This is a genomic window from Enterovibrio baiacu (assembly GCF_004120195.1).
Lineage (GTDB): Bacteria > Pseudomonadota > Gammaproteobacteria > Enterobacterales > Vibrionaceae > Enterovibrio > Enterovibrio baiacui.
In genome coordinates this window covers 172,253-187,831 of sequence record NZ_SCHN01000005.1, presented here as the reverse complement: position 1 = coordinate 187,831, position 15,579 = coordinate 172,253, and the positions used below count along the sequence as shown (strand labels likewise).

The window sequence follows — 15,579 nt, the reverse complement described above, 5'->3', positions numbered from 1 at the left end:
AAGAAATAATGAACAAGGAAACGTAAACATGAAGAAGACAACACAACTTGCTGCAGTATGCGCAGCGTTTATTGGTTTAATTGCGCTGCCAGCATCGGCTCACCCTCATAAAGAGTCAGCCAGCGGCGATTCTATTGTTAACACGGTCACGCATGATCATGCTGGCGGCGTTGTTACGACAAACGCTTGTGCGGGCAAAAACAGTGAAAAAGAGACCTCTGCTGATGTCTGCACAGTATCGCCTGTTTCAACTCATTAGCCCGTCTCTGCCCGTCGGTGCATTCAGTTATTCCCAAGGGCTTGAGTGGGCGATTGAGTGTGGATGGGTAGGTAGCCAATCTGATTTAACGGATTGGTTAAACAGCTTGGCGTTTGATTCGATGCAATACCTCGAATTGCCTGTGTTGCGGCGTTTATATCGTGCATTTGAATCACACGATGTTGAGGCGGCGGAGTACTGGTGCCAATGGTTGTATGCCAGTCGAGAAACTGCGGAGTTTAGGAAAGAAGAAATCCAGCGCGGCAGAACCATGTTGACCTTGCTTAAGCAACTCAAAGTGGTCGACGAGGGCGACGTTTGGGCGAACATTGCACGAAAAAGCCAGATTGCAGGCTTTGCGCTTGCGGGCGTTCGTTGGGGCATCGATGAAGAAACGCTGTGTGAAGGTTACATCTGGAGTTGGTTAGAAAATACCGTGATGGCTGGCGTAAAGCTGATTCCATTAGGACAAACTGCTGGGCAGGAAGTGCTGCTGGCACTGACGCCTGTTCTTGGTGACGTGGTGGCTGCTTCACATGATGTGATGGATGATCAAGTCGGTGGCTTTGCGCCTGCACAAGCGATCGCTTCTAGCCAGCATGAAACACAATATTCGCGACTATTTCGGTCTTAACTCGCAAGGGTTAAGGCGCTAAGGAGAATGATTATGAGCTACAAACAACCTTTACGTGTCGGGGTGGGTGGTCCAGTTGGGTCAGGAAAGACCGCATTGCTTGAAGTATTGTGTAAAGCGATTCGTACCACTTACAGCATTGCCGTGGTCACGAATGACATTTATACCCGCGAAGATCAGCGCATCCTTACCGAAGCACAAGCCTTGGATGCTGACCGTATTGTGGGTGTCGAAACCGGCGGGTGTCCACATACCGCCATCAGGGAAGATGCTTCCATGAACCTTGAGGCGGTGGACAGTTTGGCGCGCCATCATAAAGATCTGGATGTGGTGTTTGTTGAAAGTGGCGGCGACAACTTGAGTGCAACGTTTAGCCCTGAACTCGCTGACCTGACTATCTATGTGATAGATGTGGCCGAAGGGGAGAAGATCCCGCGCAAAGGTGGCCCCGGCATTACCCGCTCAGACCTGTTAGTCATCAACAAGATAGATTTAGCCCCGTATGTTGGCGCAGATCTTAACGTGATGGAAGCTGACACAAAGCGGATGCGTAAAGACAAACCGTACGTGTTTACCAATCTCAAAGAGAAGCAGGGGTTGAGCGACATTATTGCGTTTATCGAGACGGCGGGGATGTTAAAGAAAGCGGGCTAATCGCCCGCGCTTTTCTTGAAAATGTCGACTATTTAGTCAAGGCATTTACCGCATCTTGAAGCTGTGCTTTTAGCGCGTCATTGCGCATTGTTTGCGTTTCCATGTCGAAGTTATCATAGAAACTTGGCACAGAAAGTGAGCCTTTCACCTCTGCCGCAAAGTAAGGAGCAGAACCGACAGCGCCTTGAAGTACAGAACTTGCACCGCCTGGGCCAGGTGATGTGGCAAGAAATACCACGGGCTTACCTTGGAACACTTTCATGTCGATGCGTGATGCCCAGTCGAACACGTTTTTATACGCTGCAGTGTAAGAACCATTGTGTTCAGCAAAAGAAATAATGACGGCATCCGCTTCGCCAATTTTTGCAAAGAATGCTTTTGCTTGCTCTGGCTGCCCCAATTCTGCTTCGCGGTCTGAGCTGTAGATTGGCATTTCAAAATCGTTCAAATCGAGGGTTTCAACTTCTGAACCCTCAATAAGGTTTGCTGCATAAACCGCCAGTTGTTTATTGATTGACTGTGAACTGCTGGTTGCGCCAAATGCTAATACTTTCATTGTGTTTTCCTCTAAGAATTCGTGTTGTTTTCGCCGAGTGGCGTCAGGTCATAAGCCTGTATGTTTGGTTGACGTCTTATGTCTTGAGGTCACTATAAATATATTCCATACGGAGATTAATAGTGTTTTTGAATAATGATTGTTTCCATATGACATGTAATTATTTATGCTTCATTTATTCGTACGGCTTGAGACGTTAGACATGAACACGCAATTACTTGATGGAATGGTGATATTTCGAGAGGTGATGAAGTACGGCAGCTTTACCAAAGCCGCTGATCGCACGGGGCATTCAACGTCCTACATCAGTAAAGAAATCAATAAATTGGAAGAGCGTTTAGGTGTGCGCCTTTTACACCGAACAACACGTTCATTGAGCCTAACGCCGGAAGGAGAGTTGTATTATGAGCAGTGCCGACAGATTGTTCAGGATGCAGAAGAACTCGAAAGCGCCATGTTGGGCCGTCAGGTTACGCCGAAGGGAAACCTGAAAATAAGCTGTCCAACCAGCTTTGGTTTGACGCGCTTAGCGCCACTTTTACGGGGCTTTGCTGATGCATACCCTGACATCACGCTAAACATTGAACTCAATGATCGAAAAGTAGATTTGGTTGCTGAGGGGTTTGATATCGCGGTACGCGCCTCACAATCGCTTGATGATTCGAGTTTGATAAGCCGCAAAATCTATTCTTCTCATACGGTCACCGTTGCGTCTCCAACCTACCTTGAAAAGCATGGAAAACCCACACACCCAAAAGAGCTTCTTCACCACAAAGTCATCAGCTACAGCAATATCCCGTCTTACAACATATGGCGTTATAAAGATCATGATGGCAACGCGATTGATGTTGAGCTCGAAAGCTTTGTGGTGAGTAACAGTTCGCAGTTAGAGCTTTTATTGTGCCTTTCGGGGGAAGGGATCACGCGTATGCCGTTATTCAACATGAACGGTGAGATTGAATCGGGAGAGTTGGTGGAGCTGTTTACGGATCTCCCGAGAACCAACGTTGATGTGTTTATTGTCTATCCAAGCCGGAAACACATGTCTTCGAAAGTGCGTTGTTTCATCGACTTTCTTAGTGAGGCAATGGATGCGGCATAGAGTTACGCACCTTGCCTAATTTACTGTAAACAAAAGCCCCAAAAAGGAGCTTTTGTTTTTTACGGCGTTGGGTGTTTTGCTATTTGCCGAAACCATAGTGCCGTATGTAACCCACACTGACCCAAGCGACGAGTAAGGTTGCGACGGTTAATTCTGCAAGTCCCAATCGTTCAAGCCATGCCCAATGCGCGTGGTCTTTCTCAAGCCATATTGTGAGTCGTTCCATGGCAACGGCGCTGATCACTGACGGGAAGGTCAAAGCAGCGAGCGTGGGTTGAAAAGGCTCTTTCAATAAATCGAAATAACACAGGTAAACAAAGAGCGTCATCATGATCCCTACACCGGCAAGCGCGCCAGCCAGGACTGGATCGGGGTTGGGTAAGTTGACCAAATAAGCGGTAAGCGCCAGATTTACGGGCGCCGCCATGATGGCCAGCACAGGGCGGCTGTTTTTGGGCAAACTTTCTAAAAAGCACAGACGGTAGAGTACAAATGGCAACATGAAGAAGTATGCACCAATACAAATGTGCGCCAGCATGGCAGATTCATCGGCAAACCCTAGCTTTGGTGCTGCCAGCGTACTGCTAATAAGGCCGACAGGGTAGAGGAACCAGCTTGGATAGATATTGCACTTCTCAAACGATTTGAACTGATGAAAGAAGAAATAGCAGGCCATGAAGATGTGCATTGTCATCGCGGGATACCAAATCATGGCAGCGGCTTTGGTATCAAACTCCGCCAAAAAGTCAGCCATCAAGAGTAATGACATCGTCATGGGGGCCATGAGGCTACCGTAAAGCGGATCGCGAAGATCTTGGAAAAAGCGTTTCGGTTCGAAGGCGTATTTCAGCCACACAGGCGCGATCAAGAAAATACCGATGACCGATAAAAGCGGGCGCGTGAGTTCCCCCGTCGGTGGGTGATATAGCGTCCATGCGACGCCGAGGCCAAAAAATGCCATCGCGAGAGAAGACTGTGCAGTTGGCACAAATCGAAAAGGGGAGCGAAAAACGGAAAGTTCAGTATCCATGACTCATTTAATGCTGTGTTTCGAGCGGCTATTATACGCGCGGTTATGAACAATTAAGAAAGTCGATCCGACCTTAATGAATGATTTTAAACCGTATGTGTGATGAAGACACGAGAGCGATGCGTAGAACTCACAATATGCAACGAACGCGAAGCATAATCCCTGCCGACATTATGTGATAATGTTAACAAAATGTTGTTTACGGAAACTAGGTCACATTCATAGAAATGAGATATGGAAGGGGTAAAAGGGCAGCCTATACTCAAGATGCACCCAAAGAGAACCTTATGACGAATAGAGGACTGAGCGACAACGCTACACATCGCCGGGCAACAAAAAGCCGGTGTGGATTTGGGTCGCATAACAATTTGGAGCGTTACACTAGCGTAGGAATACGCCACAGATAGAGATAAGACCTTGCTTTCTAACGACCCGTGATTCACAAACTCGCGAGGTAAGGATGCTCAACGAAATGAGCAATGCAGGGCACGAAATATCGACATAAAGCAATTTACACAGTATTTCTTTTAATCAATGTAGATAATCAAAAAGCCACCCGATGAGGTGGCTTTTTTCTTTGGAAAGAAATAGCGCGTTAGAACGAAATAGAACGTCGACCAGATGTTGAGCGTGATTGGGTGTCACTATCCGATTCTTTCGCAGGCTGTTCACTTTGTTGGCTGTTGCCTTTGCTGTTCGTTGCTGTGGCGCTTAATCCGTTGCCCTTTTTCTGCTTTTGTTTCTGTTTTTTAGCAGTAGGCGCAGGTTGGGGCGCTTCTTCTTCGTGCTTTTGCTTGTTTTCACGCGCTAAGCGCGGCTCTGTTGGCGCTGGTGGGTTATCACACAGCAGCACATAGAATTCTTCATTAAACGCGATGACATCGCCATCATATATCTTGCAACGTTTGCGGGTTTCTAGCTCGCCATTCACAATCACGTAGCCTTCAGCGATCGCATGTTTTGCTTCGCCGCCACCACTGACTGCGTTCGCCAGTTTTAGCACTTTGTAGAGCTCGACAGGTTGAGAGCTTACTTCGATACCGATCGCTTCAACTTCAAATTCTTCGTGTGTCATGTCTGTATGTCTCTATCACTATTTCGGGGCAGTGTAACTGAACAAGCATTTTGAGACTACGAATAGTGGCGTCTGAGCTTGCCAAAAGACGGTGAAATTGAATAAATCGTATAAATTTCAGTCATTAAGTGCGTCGATGCATATTATCTGTGATCTGCACAACATAGATTCGGCGAGAATCACTTGAAAGTTGAAACCTAATGTAATAAAAATGGTCATAACGTGACAGTTGATTAAAAACCAATCTAATTAACGCTGTCGCTTGTGCTGCTTCTTTAAAGCACATGGAGAAAGAAGTCCTCTACAAAAAAAGAGGAAGTTAGCCAGCCAATGGTATCCGTGTTTTAGGAGGCAGGTTTATCAACTCAGGAATGTAATGCCGTTTTGTTATTCACTATGGTGAAAACAGAAATGCGCATTTTAACCTGATAAAAAAAAGAGGTGTTTATGAGCAACAAAAGCAGACGCCTGTGGTTCTACCATCAAAATAGACCGCAAACTACGCGTCCTCTAAAAATGCGCTAGTCGCAACAAATCCAGAAACGTCGCTACGGCGTTTCTGGTTGTAATACCCTCCTTGACGTGTCATCCCCTTATCATCTCCACCCAATCTCAGTATTAACCCAAAAATTTTGGGGCTACTGTCAGAAAAAGCGTTATAAATCCGTATTATCCCGAACAAAGTGGCTACAATTTAGTCTATAAAGCTCGTTGAGCGTGGACGTAAAAAGTAAGACGCAGGAGATAGTCGATGAACGTATTGTCGTGGGAGAACATTTCAAAGCTCGAAGGCCAATCTGTTCAACTGATCGATGGCGCAGAAAATGAGTATGAAGTGCTTGTTGAATCCGTCAACGAAGAAGAAGGGAACGGCACGACCATTGATGATCGTCTTGTCGAGCACTACACCATGGTTCTCGTGGGTCCTGATGACGCCGAGTTTCCCCAAGGCAACTACCTTATCTCCCACCACTCTATGGGTCAGCAGATCTTGTATATGATCCCTGCAAAGAATAACCATTACACCATCACGATGAACACAGAAGCCTAGCATTCATCACTTTGCTCAACATGGTGAGCGCCTTAATTATATTGGGTATGGTTTTAGGGATTATCTGGTCGCATTATCATCAGATACATCAATAAAGGCTTGATTCGATACCTTTGTCGCATTGATCGTTGGTATGATGTGCCTTTCATTCGCGCTATCCATAGGGAATCCATGCAACGCACGTTTCGCGTCATCGTCAGCATATTTTTCTTGTTGTTTTCACTGCTACTTTCGCCTTTCTCTTCTGCTAATGATGGAGAAAGGGTGCTCGTTTTTGCCGCCTCTTCGATGACAACGGCGTTAGATCAGATTGCCGAATCCTATCAAAAGCAAACGGGACGCACCGTCACCCTGTCTTATGCATCCTCTTCCGCACTTGCTCGACAACTCGCTTATGGCGCGCCTGCAGATATCTATATTTCCGCGAATGAGAAGTGGATGGATTATGCCGTTGACCAAGCAGTGATCGACGTTAACACGCTCTCACCTTGGGTCAGTAATGCCTTAGTGGTTGTCAGTGCCCGTGAAGCGCTTACCCAGATAAAACTCGATAGCGCATCGCTCATTCATGCAATTGGCAATGCGCGTATGGCAATTGCAGATCCAACGCATGTACCTGCGGGCATTTATGCAAAAGAATCGCTGGAAAACCTTCAGCTATGGTCAGCATTAGCGGAAAAACTGGCTTACTCAAACAGTGTCCGTGCGGCGTTGGCCTTGGTAGAACGACAAGAAGCGCCCATAGGCATTGTTTATCGATCTGATGCGGTTGCGTCAAAGGCCGTGCATGTCGTGGCTGAGGTGCCTGACGCATCCCATGTGCCTATTATTTTTCCAAAAGCCATGACCCAAGAAGCGTCTGATGCAGCGGCGCAATTTTTCACATTTTTGTCGTCAGATGACGCGCACAAAATTTTGGCCGAGCAGGGGTTTAACGTTGTGTCTTCTGCACCCTCCGATCAGGAAGCCCCGCAATGACCTCTCTATTGAGTAACCTTTAACGCATGTTGTTAACTCCTCTTGAATGGCAAGCCCTCGCGCTGAGCTTGAAAATTTCCACGGTTGCCGTCGCTGCAAGTTTGCCCCTTGGCATCGCAGTCGCTTGGTTATTGGCCCGTAAACAATTTCCCGGTAAATCTGTTCTCGATGGCGTGATTCATTTGCCGTTGGTGTTACCACCTGTGGTCATTGGCTATCTGTTGCTGGTGGTCATGGGACGTCGTGGCGCTGTGGGGCAATGGTTGTATGAGACCTTTGGCGTGTCATTTTCATTCAGTTGGAAAGGTGCGGCTTTGGCGTCTGCCGTGGTGGCGTTTCCATTGTTGGTGAGAGCGATTCGCTTGTCGCTGGAGTTGGTTGATAAGCGCCTTGAAGATGCGGCGAGAACCTTGGGTGCGTCGCCATGGCGTGTGTTTTATTCGATCACATTGCCATTGATCGCGCCCGGAATTTTGTCAGGTTTGGTGCTGACATTTGCCCGTAGCTTGGGGGAATTTGGTGCGACCATTACCTTTGTCTCCAACATTCCTGGGGAAACACAAACCATACCATTAGCCATGTTCGCTTTCCTTGAAACGCCAGGGGCAGAGGAAAGTGTCGCAAGGCTTTGTGTTCTCTCGATAGTTATCGCATTGCTGTCTTTGTTTGGATCGGAATGGCTGAGTCGTCGAATGAAGAAAAGGATGGGCTTGTCATGATCACCTTACGTTTTTCATTAGCACTCGACGACTTTTCACTGTCATTAGACGAAACCATTCCATCGTCGGGTATTACTGCGATCTTTGGCCGTTCTGGTGCGGGGAAAACGTCGCTGATCAATGTGATCAGCGGGCTGTCAGTGCCAGACGCTGGCAAAATTTCTGTGGGTGAATCAACGTTGTTTGATGCAGAAAAAAACATCAAACTGCCACCCGAAAAACGACGTATTGGGTATGTGTTTCAAGATGCGCGTTTGTTTCCGCATATGTCAGTTGAAAAGAACCTGCGTTATGGTCAATCACGTGCGAATACTTCGATGTTTGAAGAAATTACGCAATTGCTGGGCATTGGAGAATTACTTGCTCGCTACCCTCGTGATTTGTCAGGGGGCGAAAAGCAGCGTGTAGCGATAGGGCGTGCATTGCTCTCTGAACCTGAACTTTTGATCATGGATGAACCCACTGCGTCACTCGATGGTCCTCGCCGACAAGAATTGATTTCGTATTTACTTAGACTGACAGAATCGCTCTCCATTCCGGTGATCTACGTTAGCCATAGCTTGGATGAAATTCTGCAGTTGGCTGATCATATGTTGCTGCTAAACAAAGGCAGGGTGATCGCCAATGGGTCACTGCATGACGTGTGGAGTTCAGAGCACATGCAGCCGTGGCTGTCGGTAAAAGAACAAAGTGCCTTGGTCACCGCCACAGTGGTAGGGACGCATCCGCGCTATGCAATGTCGAAACTCGATCTTGAAGGCGAAACATTGTGGGTTCCGGCCGTTGATGCAGCGCTAGATTCTCGCCTGAGATTGCGTGTGTTTGCCAATGACATTTCGATAGTGAAAACACCTGCATCAGACACCAGTATTCGTAACGTGCTGCCATGTTCGATTGAGTCGGTCACCCGAACCAAGCAAGGTGAAATGTCGACAGGCTACTGCCAAGTGATGTTAAGGATTGGTAACGAGGTATTGATTGCTAATATCACTGAATGGGCGGCGGATGAGCTTGCCTTATCAGCAGGTGAAAAAGTATTTGCTCAATTAAAAGGCATCAGCATCGCGAAAAGCGATCTGGCACAACATCACAGTAATTTCTAACAAATTACTTGCATACTTTCCGTGAATTTTCAGTAGAATTCTCGTTACCGTACACTGTGTGCGGTGTGCCGCAAACGTCCTAGAAATATATGTATAAGAAGTATTATCGTGAGCGAATTAGATACTCTATTTAGAGAGCTTACTCGAGGTGAGTACAGGGGGACTAAATGTTTGGTTGGCTAAGCGGCTTGTTTGGCAAGGAGAAACTCAAGTCGACAGATTGGGTTAAAAAGCTCATGCAGGCCAATAAAACGGGCAGTTACAGCAAGTACAAGGAATACTACGATAAACACGTTGTGCGTATTCACAAAACGTATCACGCAGACTTTGTTCGGTTTGAGCGCTTCGCAAATCAAACCTACAAGAAGAATGATCAGCGTGCATTTCTTGCAATCAAAACCGCGATGTATGCGCATAAGCTAGGGCAAATTAAAGTGGCTGCATGTGTAACAGCATCCGTGATTAACTTTAATAAAAGATTGCTCGAGAATAAGCAGCTTCAAATCCATCCGCGATTGATGCGAGCTGCAACTGCGCTGCATAAGCAAATTATCGAAACACACGCGAATTCAAAACTGAAGAAGCGAAAAGAAAAAGCCTGATGAGTCAGGCTTTTTTTATACGCAAATGGCAGGTGTCTGTGGTGGTAAATCACTCTAACGTGTCACACTCAAGATCATGCGTGATGTGGCTACGCGCAGTCTCTGAAACCCGCCAAGCATTCTATGATCGATATTTAGAGTTCTTTGAAATTCGGAAACAAGAACAGGGGATTGGTTACGATATGCTGCCAATTCTGTCGGGATTGTGGGCGTGTTAAGTTAATTGGTTCCCAAAATCTACCAGTAATAAAGTTTAGTGTTCAAATGAAAGTGATGGCGATCACGTCAACAAGCTGCTAAAGTCCCGTCCCTCACGCATAATGTGAGAGCACAATGACTTTTAAATCTCTAATTGCTAGCGACAAACTTGTTTCAACACTGACTATCGGGTTTTTCTCTTGCTTCCTCTTTGCTGCACTGTTCGATCTGCAGTCTTTTTCCAACACGATCAATACGCTATATGCGATGTCGGCCAATGTATTTGGTTACGCTTGGCAGTGGCTAATGGTACTTAACTTCGCCATTGCTTTGATCATTGCTATCTCGCCCGCAGGAAGAATGACACTCGGTAAGAAGCTAACGCCAGAAATGAGCACGTTTCGTTGGCTTTCGATGATCATGTGTACCTTGCTAGCAGGGGGAGGCGTTTTTTGGTCTGCGGCTGAACCTGTTTATCATTTCATGTCTGCGCCGCCTGTTTTTTCCGGTGCTGAACCTTATACCGAAGCGGCAGCTTCTGCGGCATTGGGGCAAAGCTTTTTTCATTGGGGCTTCCTCGCATGGGCTGTGCTTGGCACTTTGGCAACCATCGTTTTGATGCATGCCCACCACCATAAAGGCTTGAGCCTTCGCCCTCGTGCATTGTTATACCCCTTGTTCGGTGATCGCTTAGAAAACCATTGGTTGGGCGCGGTGGTGGATACGTGTGCGATCATTGGCGTTGCGGCTGGCACCATTGGCCCTATCGGCTTCTTGGCGAGCCAACTTGGCTACAGCGTGGAATCTCTCACGGGGATTGAGAATACGCTGACCTTACAAATTTCGATTCTCCTCGGCGTTGTCGCGGTCTACTCGATTTCTGCATTTTCAGGGTTAGACAAAGGGCTTCAGTGGCTGAGTAAAATGAATGTCATCGGGGCATTTGCATTATTGGTTGCGGTACTTTTCCTTGGTCCGACACAGTTTATTTTCGGTGAGTTTGTTGCGGGTTTTGGTACCTACATCAGCCACTTTTCTTCTTTGGGGCTGGATGCTGCTAATGAAGGTTGGCAGAGTGGGTGGACGTGGTTCTTCTGGGGATGGTTCATTGGCTTTGCGCCGATGATGGCGATCTTTATTGCCAAGATCTCTGAAGGACGCAGCGTGCGAATGCTGATTCTGGCGATCAGTGTCTGCGCACCGATAGCGACCAATTTCTGGTTCAGTGCATTGGGCGGAACGGGCATTTTCTTTGAAATGACAAACCCTGGAAGTATCTCTGGCCCGTTAGCTGATGCGGGCTTGCCAGCCGTTTTGATAGCGATGCTGCAGCAGTTACCGCTTCAGATTATCCTCGTGCCAGCATTCCTCTTGCTGACAACGACGTTCGTGGCAACGACAGGCGATTCAATGGCGTATTCCATTGCCGTGGTGACATCAGAAAATACGACACCTTCAAAGTATCATCGCCTATTTTGGGCGATCACATTAGGGGTTGTTGCGGCTGTGCTTTTAGCAGCAGGTGAGGGCGGATTAAGTGCGCTTCAATCCTTTATCGTGATCACCGCAGTCCCTGTGTCGATTCTCATCGCGACGACCTTGTTCTCTGCGCCCTTGACGATTTTTTGGATGATCAGAAAAGCGAAGAAAGAAAAGCGTTGGAAACTCGTTACCACGAGTTGATTGAAAAAGCGCAGTGAACATAAAAAGGAGAACAGCCATTGTTCTCCTTTTTTGTTATTTGTTTTCCCATGCTGTTAACGCTTGCGGGGTATCAATATCCTCACTGGCATGCGTTAGCGACACCCTTGCTATCATGAATGTATCTTCATAGAGCAACGCCTTTGCGCCTTTATCACCTTCAAGGGCCTTTAGCCGATCAAACGTGGTTTGTTTAAATACAGCAGGTACACCTAAGGTATCGGCATATTGGCCACAGGCAATGTCTGCGCCTTTGGCGTGAAAGGCGGCCAACAGCGCGTTTGTGTCTGCCCCTGAAACATCTGGCTGGTCAGCCAATAAAATCATCAGTTCCGAATAGGTTTGCTCCAGTTGTTTGGTGGCGTAGGCAATGACACTGCCAATGCCAGCTTCCCACTCTTTGGCATACAACAAATGTACTGGCCATGCGTGTTGTTTCGCGGCTTTGCTAATGTCGTCATGCCAACATCCGGTTACGAGGTAGATGTCGTCGCTGATGCTTTTTGCTGCGTTTATGGCGCGTGCAACGAGAGGTTCTCCACTGGCGACAGCGAGCGTCTTGCACGAACCAAATCGAGACGCTTTTCCTGCTGCGAGAATGATAACTGCTGGTGGTGTCATGATGACAGCGCGCCGCTGAACGATATCCCGGACGCATCATTTAATTTGGCCATGCACTCTGCCAATATCGACATTGCAATACCCTCAGGCAATGCTGCGCCAAGATGCAATCCCGCAGGGCCAGATAAATGGCAGGGCAGATCGTCCATCTTAATCCTCGCAGCCGTTAATACGTCATCGCGGCGATGTATAGGACCGAGCAACGCGAGATAGCGCAATTGCACCTGTTGAAGTGATGAGAGTACCTGTGCGTCCAAGGTGACGTTATGGGTCATCACGACGGCGGCATCAACACGATGCTTGAGGCAATATGCTGAGAGTGACTCCGCTGGCTCTCGTAGAATGACATTGGCGGTTTGGAAGTATTCACGTCTTGCATTGGCAGGGCGCGGATCCCAAAGTGAAACGTGCCAGCCCAATTGGCTCGCTAACGTGGCGAGCGGTTTTGCGTCCAGCCCTCCGCCAGCAATCAGCAAATGGATAGGGGGTTGAACATAGGTACATAGCCAGTCTTGTTCACCTTCTTTGATGCGTTTCCCAAACGTGACGCCGTCACTGACATAGTGGTGCGCCTGCTCTGACGGAATGAATGACGCCGCGTCTGATTGCGAGCCTGAACGGTGAGCATTTTTTGTTGGAATACGTTGATAGAAGTGGCCGGATTGTCGTTGCATTAGGTGGGTATACACCGCCTCTAATGCGAGATAGTTATTTGCAGCCGACAAAGGTTGCAGCATGACTTCAACCGTGCCGCCACAACCGATGCCAAGTTGAAATGAGAGGTCATCTTCATCCTGACTGTCATAAATTAGTGTGACACTGTCACCTGTGGCCATCACTTTCTTTGCGTGGCGCTGGATATCTGATTCTAAACATCCCCCGCTGAGCATGCCCAGTTGTTGACCAAAGCCATTAAAGAACATCATGGCACCTGCTTTGCGATAGCAGGGGCCATGCGTGTTGAAGACAGTGCCGAGCACCCACTCGGCATTGTCTTTTTCTGGGTACCATTGGCTAAGCAAATGGAGTAAATGATTCGACATGAATGTCCTTTACATCAGTTCCGTTTGTTTCACCCTATTAGCGCTTTGCTAATTGCAAAGGCAAGTCAGTTAAACGTTGACCCGTCAACGCAAACACCGCATTAGCGACAGCAGGTGCAATCGGCGGTGTGCCGGGTTCACCCACCCCTGTTGGTGGTTCTGCTGAAGGTACAATATGTACATCTACGGTTGGCATTTGTGCGAATCGCAATACCTTGTAGTCGTGGTAGTTGGATTGCACCACGGCGCCATCTTTGAGGGTGATTTCGCTTTCCAGTGTCTGCGAAAGACCAAAGCCTATGCCGCCTTGCATTTGTGCTTCGATGTTACTGGGGTTGATGGCAACACCACAGTCAACGGCGCACACGACGCGATCGACGACGATCTCCCCGTTTTTCACGGAAACTTCTGCTACTTGAGCTACGAAAGTGCGGAAAGATTCGTGCAGTGCAATACCTCGCGCTTTCCCTTCTGGTAAAGGCTTACCCCAATCGGCTTTTTCTGCAGCAAGCTTTAACACGCCTTGGAGACGTGGATGACCTTCTAGCATGCTTAGACGATAAGCGACGGGGTCTTTCCCTGCAGCATGCGCGAGCTGATCAATGAAGGTTTCAGTCGAAAATGCATTATGAGTGTGGCCAACCGAGCGCCACCACAGCACGGGTACTGGGCTTTGTGTGGTGTGCAGTTCGACAGCAAAGTTCGGAATGCGGTAAGGCAGCGTCGAAGCGCCTTCCACAGACGTACTATCGATACCATCTTTCACCATGAAGTCTTCAAACGAGGTGCCTGCTGCGATGGATTGGCCCACAACACGTTGTTCCCATGCATCGATATTGCCTTGCTCATCCAATGATGCTCGGATTTTCTGAACATACATAGGGCGATAATAACCGGCACGCATGTCGTCTTCCCGCGTCCACACCAGCTTGATCGGCACACCGCGTTGTGTGTTCGCGATCATCAAGGTTTCAGCAACATAATCAGATTGTGGGTTGGCGCGTCGGCCAAAGCTACCGCCAGCAAACACGGTGTTGATAGCGATGTTCTCTGGCTTGATGTTCAAGATAGATGCAGTAACAAACTGATCGATGGTCGGCAGCTGTGCGCCGTACCACATTTCACATTTGTCGTCTTCAGCCAGCACCACACAGTTCATTGGCTCCATGGCGGCATGGGCGAGAAAAGGGAAGTAATAGGAGGCTTCAATCACCTTGTCAGCGGTGGCAAGCTTTCCACTGGCGTCGCCTTCAACCTTTGCGGGTAAGCCTTTTTGATCGGCCAGTGTTTTGTATTCTTTTAGCAGGTCATCCGTGCTTTTGGTGAATGCGGAACGATCCCACTCCAGTTTTAGTTTGTCGCGCCCCACTTTGGCACTCCAAAAATCCTTCGCAACAACGGCGACACCAGTGGGTATTTGAACCACATCCACCACACCAGCGGATTTTTTAGCTTCCGTAGCATCCACGCTGATGAGCTTGGCACCAAAGGAAGGTGGGTGAGCCACAACGGCCGTCAACATGCCCTCGACTTGGACATCTTGTGTGAAGGTTGCTGTGCCGTTGCTTTTTCCATGATCTTTGCGCGTGGTGCCCGTTTTACCAATCAGCGAGAATTGGTCAGGCTGTTTCAACGTGACAGCATCATCAGCAGGTACGGCTTCCATTGCAGCTAGTTCAGCCAGTTCGCCAAAAGAAGCCGAGTTGCCTGATGCTTGATGAGAAACCATGTTCTTGCTAACGGAAATGTCACTTGCTGGCACTTTCCACAATTTGGCAGCTGCGCTCACCAGCATGGCGCGGGCTTTTGCGCCTGCTACACGAAGTTGCATGAAGGAGTTGGCGATGGCGGTACTGCCGCCTGTGCCTTGCACGGGGCCAAACAAGAGATTGTTGTAGAGGTTTGCATTTGCAGGTGCTGCTTCGGTGGATACCAAAGCCCAATCCGCATCTAGCTCGTCCGCAGCAATGGTCGCGAGCCCTGTTGTGACGCCTTGCCCCATTTCGAGGTGCTTAATCAAAATGGTGACGGTGTTGTCATTGCCAATGCGAATAAATGCGTTCGGTTCAAATGGTGTTTCTTTGCCATCTGCGGCTGATGCAGCAAAGGCGGGAAGGTGAACGCCTAGCGTTAAACCGGCGCCCGCCGTGGTCATGAGTTTAATGAAGCCTCGGCGTGATGTGCCGAGGGATTGCGCCGCGAGATCGGCATTTCGCTTGGCTTGAAAAGCCTGAATAAACGGTTGCATGTGAT

General features: G+C 48.2%; 16 protein-coding genes. 10 read left to right on the top strand and 6 right to left on the bottom strand.

Annotated features, from left to right (window positions below; genetic code table 11):
* The first annotated feature begins 28 nt into the window (after positions 1-28).
* Genes EQP46_RS01170 through ureG form a run of 3 tightly spaced genes read left to right on the top strand, consistent with a single transcriptional unit; the run spans position 29 to position 1,547 of the window.
* Complete coding sequence (locus EQP46_RS01170; protein ID WP_129491896.1) at positions 29-259, top strand: hypothetical protein; 231 nt, start codon at positions 29-31, stop codon at positions 257-259.
* Positions 225-893: an urease accessory protein UreF gene (locus tag EQP46_RS01165; protein WP_129491895.1), complete on the top strand. Its 669-nt coding sequence runs from the start codon at positions 225-227 to the stop codon at positions 891-893. The genes EQP46_RS01170 and EQP46_RS01165 overlap by 35 nt, the downstream gene beginning before the upstream one ends.
* A gap of 33 nt (positions 894-926) precedes the next feature.
* On the top strand, positions 927-1,547 hold the full coding sequence (gene ureG, locus EQP46_RS01160) for an urease accessory protein UreG (RefSeq protein ID WP_017011566.1): 621 nt from the start codon (positions 927-929) through the stop codon (positions 1,545-1,547).
* Between the two features lie 28 nt (positions 1,548-1,575).
* On the opposite strand, the gene EQP46_RS01155 is transcribed toward ureG, so the two are convergent.
* Positions 1,576-2,103, bottom strand: coding sequence for an NADPH-dependent FMN reductase (locus EQP46_RS01155; protein ID WP_129491894.1), 528 nt, complete (start codon positions 2,101-2,103; stop codon positions 1,576-1,578).
* Between the two features lie 202 nt (positions 2,104-2,305).
* Between EQP46_RS01155 and EQP46_RS01150 the strand changes: the two genes are divergently transcribed.
* Positions 2,306-3,205, top strand: coding sequence for a LysR family transcriptional regulator (locus tag EQP46_RS01150; protein ID WP_129491893.1), 900 nt, complete (start codon positions 2,306-2,308; stop codon positions 3,203-3,205).
* Between the two features lie 79 nt (positions 3,206-3,284).
* On the opposite strand, the gene EQP46_RS01145 is transcribed toward EQP46_RS01150, so the two are convergent.
* On the bottom strand, positions 3,285-4,235 hold the full coding sequence (locus EQP46_RS01145; RefSeq protein ID WP_129491892.1) for a TDT family transporter: 951 nt from the start codon (positions 4,233-4,235) through the stop codon (positions 3,285-3,287).
* A gap of 595 nt (positions 4,236-4,830) precedes the next feature.
* A complete protein-coding gene (locus EQP46_RS01140; RefSeq protein ID WP_129491891.1) occupies positions 4,831-5,310 on the bottom strand; it encodes an RNA-binding S4 domain-containing protein in 480 nt (159 codons plus the stop codon).
* A gap of 751 nt (positions 5,311-6,061) precedes the next feature.
* On the opposite strand from EQP46_RS01140, the gene EQP46_RS01135 reads away from it, so the two are divergent.
* The 6 genes from EQP46_RS01135 to EQP46_RS01110 all read left to right on the top strand — a co-directional run bounded on the left by EQP46_RS01135 (position 6,062) and on the right by EQP46_RS01110 (position 11,644).
* Complete coding sequence (locus tag EQP46_RS01135; protein ID WP_129491890.1) at positions 6,062-6,361, top strand: DUF6916 family protein; 300 nt, start codon at positions 6,062-6,064, stop codon at positions 6,359-6,361.
* 171 nt (positions 6,362-6,532) lie between these two features.
* The gene (modA, locus tag EQP46_RS01130) at positions 6,533-7,339 is read left to right on the top strand and encodes a molybdate ABC transporter substrate-binding protein (protein ID WP_129491889.1); all 807 of its coding nucleotides are present in this window, start codon (positions 6,533-6,535) and stop codon (positions 7,337-7,339) included.
* A gap of 26 nt (positions 7,340-7,365) precedes the next feature.
* The gene (gene modB / locus EQP46_RS01125; protein WP_129491888.1) at positions 7,366-8,058 is read left to right on the top strand and encodes a molybdate ABC transporter permease subunit; all 693 of its coding nucleotides are present in this window, start codon (positions 7,366-7,368) and stop codon (positions 8,056-8,058) included.
* Positions 8,055-9,161: a molybdenum ABC transporter ATP-binding protein ModC gene (modC, locus tag EQP46_RS01120; protein ID WP_129491887.1), complete on the top strand. Its 1,107-nt coding sequence runs from the start codon at positions 8,055-8,057 to the stop codon at positions 9,159-9,161. The genes modB and modC overlap by 4 nt, the downstream gene beginning before the upstream one ends.
* Positions 9,162-9,328: 167 nt before the next feature.
* The gene (locus tag EQP46_RS01115) at positions 9,329-9,763 is read left to right on the top strand and encodes a hypothetical protein (RefSeq protein ID WP_129491886.1); all 435 of its coding nucleotides are present in this window, start codon (positions 9,329-9,331) and stop codon (positions 9,761-9,763) included.
* Between the two features lie 333 nt (positions 9,764-10,096).
* Complete coding sequence (locus EQP46_RS01110; protein ID WP_129491885.1) at positions 10,097-11,644, top strand: BCCT family transporter; 1,548 nt, start codon at positions 10,097-10,099, stop codon at positions 11,642-11,644.
* 54 nt (positions 11,645-11,698) lie between these two features.
* Here EQP46_RS01110 and EQP46_RS01105 read toward each other — a convergent pair whose 3' ends face one another.
* From EQP46_RS01105 to EQP46_RS01095, 3 genes are read right to left on the bottom strand one after another with little or no spacing between them, the layout of a single operon-like run.
* Positions 11,699-12,283: a nucleotidyltransferase family protein gene (locus EQP46_RS01105; protein WP_194956688.1), complete on the bottom strand. Its 585-nt coding sequence runs from the start codon at positions 12,281-12,283 to the stop codon at positions 11,699-11,701.
* Positions 12,280-13,326 carry an XdhC family protein gene (locus EQP46_RS01100; protein WP_129491883.1) on the bottom strand — a complete coding sequence of 349 codons (1,047 nt, stop codon included), beginning with the start codon at positions 13,324-13,326 and terminating at the stop codon, positions 12,280-12,282. Before EQP46_RS01100 ends, EQP46_RS01105 begins: the two co-directional genes overlap by 4 nt.
* Positions 13,327-13,363: 37 nt before the next feature.
* On the bottom strand, positions 13,364-15,574 hold the full coding sequence (locus tag EQP46_RS01095; RefSeq protein WP_129491882.1) for a xanthine dehydrogenase family protein molybdopterin-binding subunit: 2,211 nt from the start codon (positions 15,572-15,574) through the stop codon (positions 13,364-13,366).
* Positions 15,575-15,579: the final 5 nt, after the last annotated feature.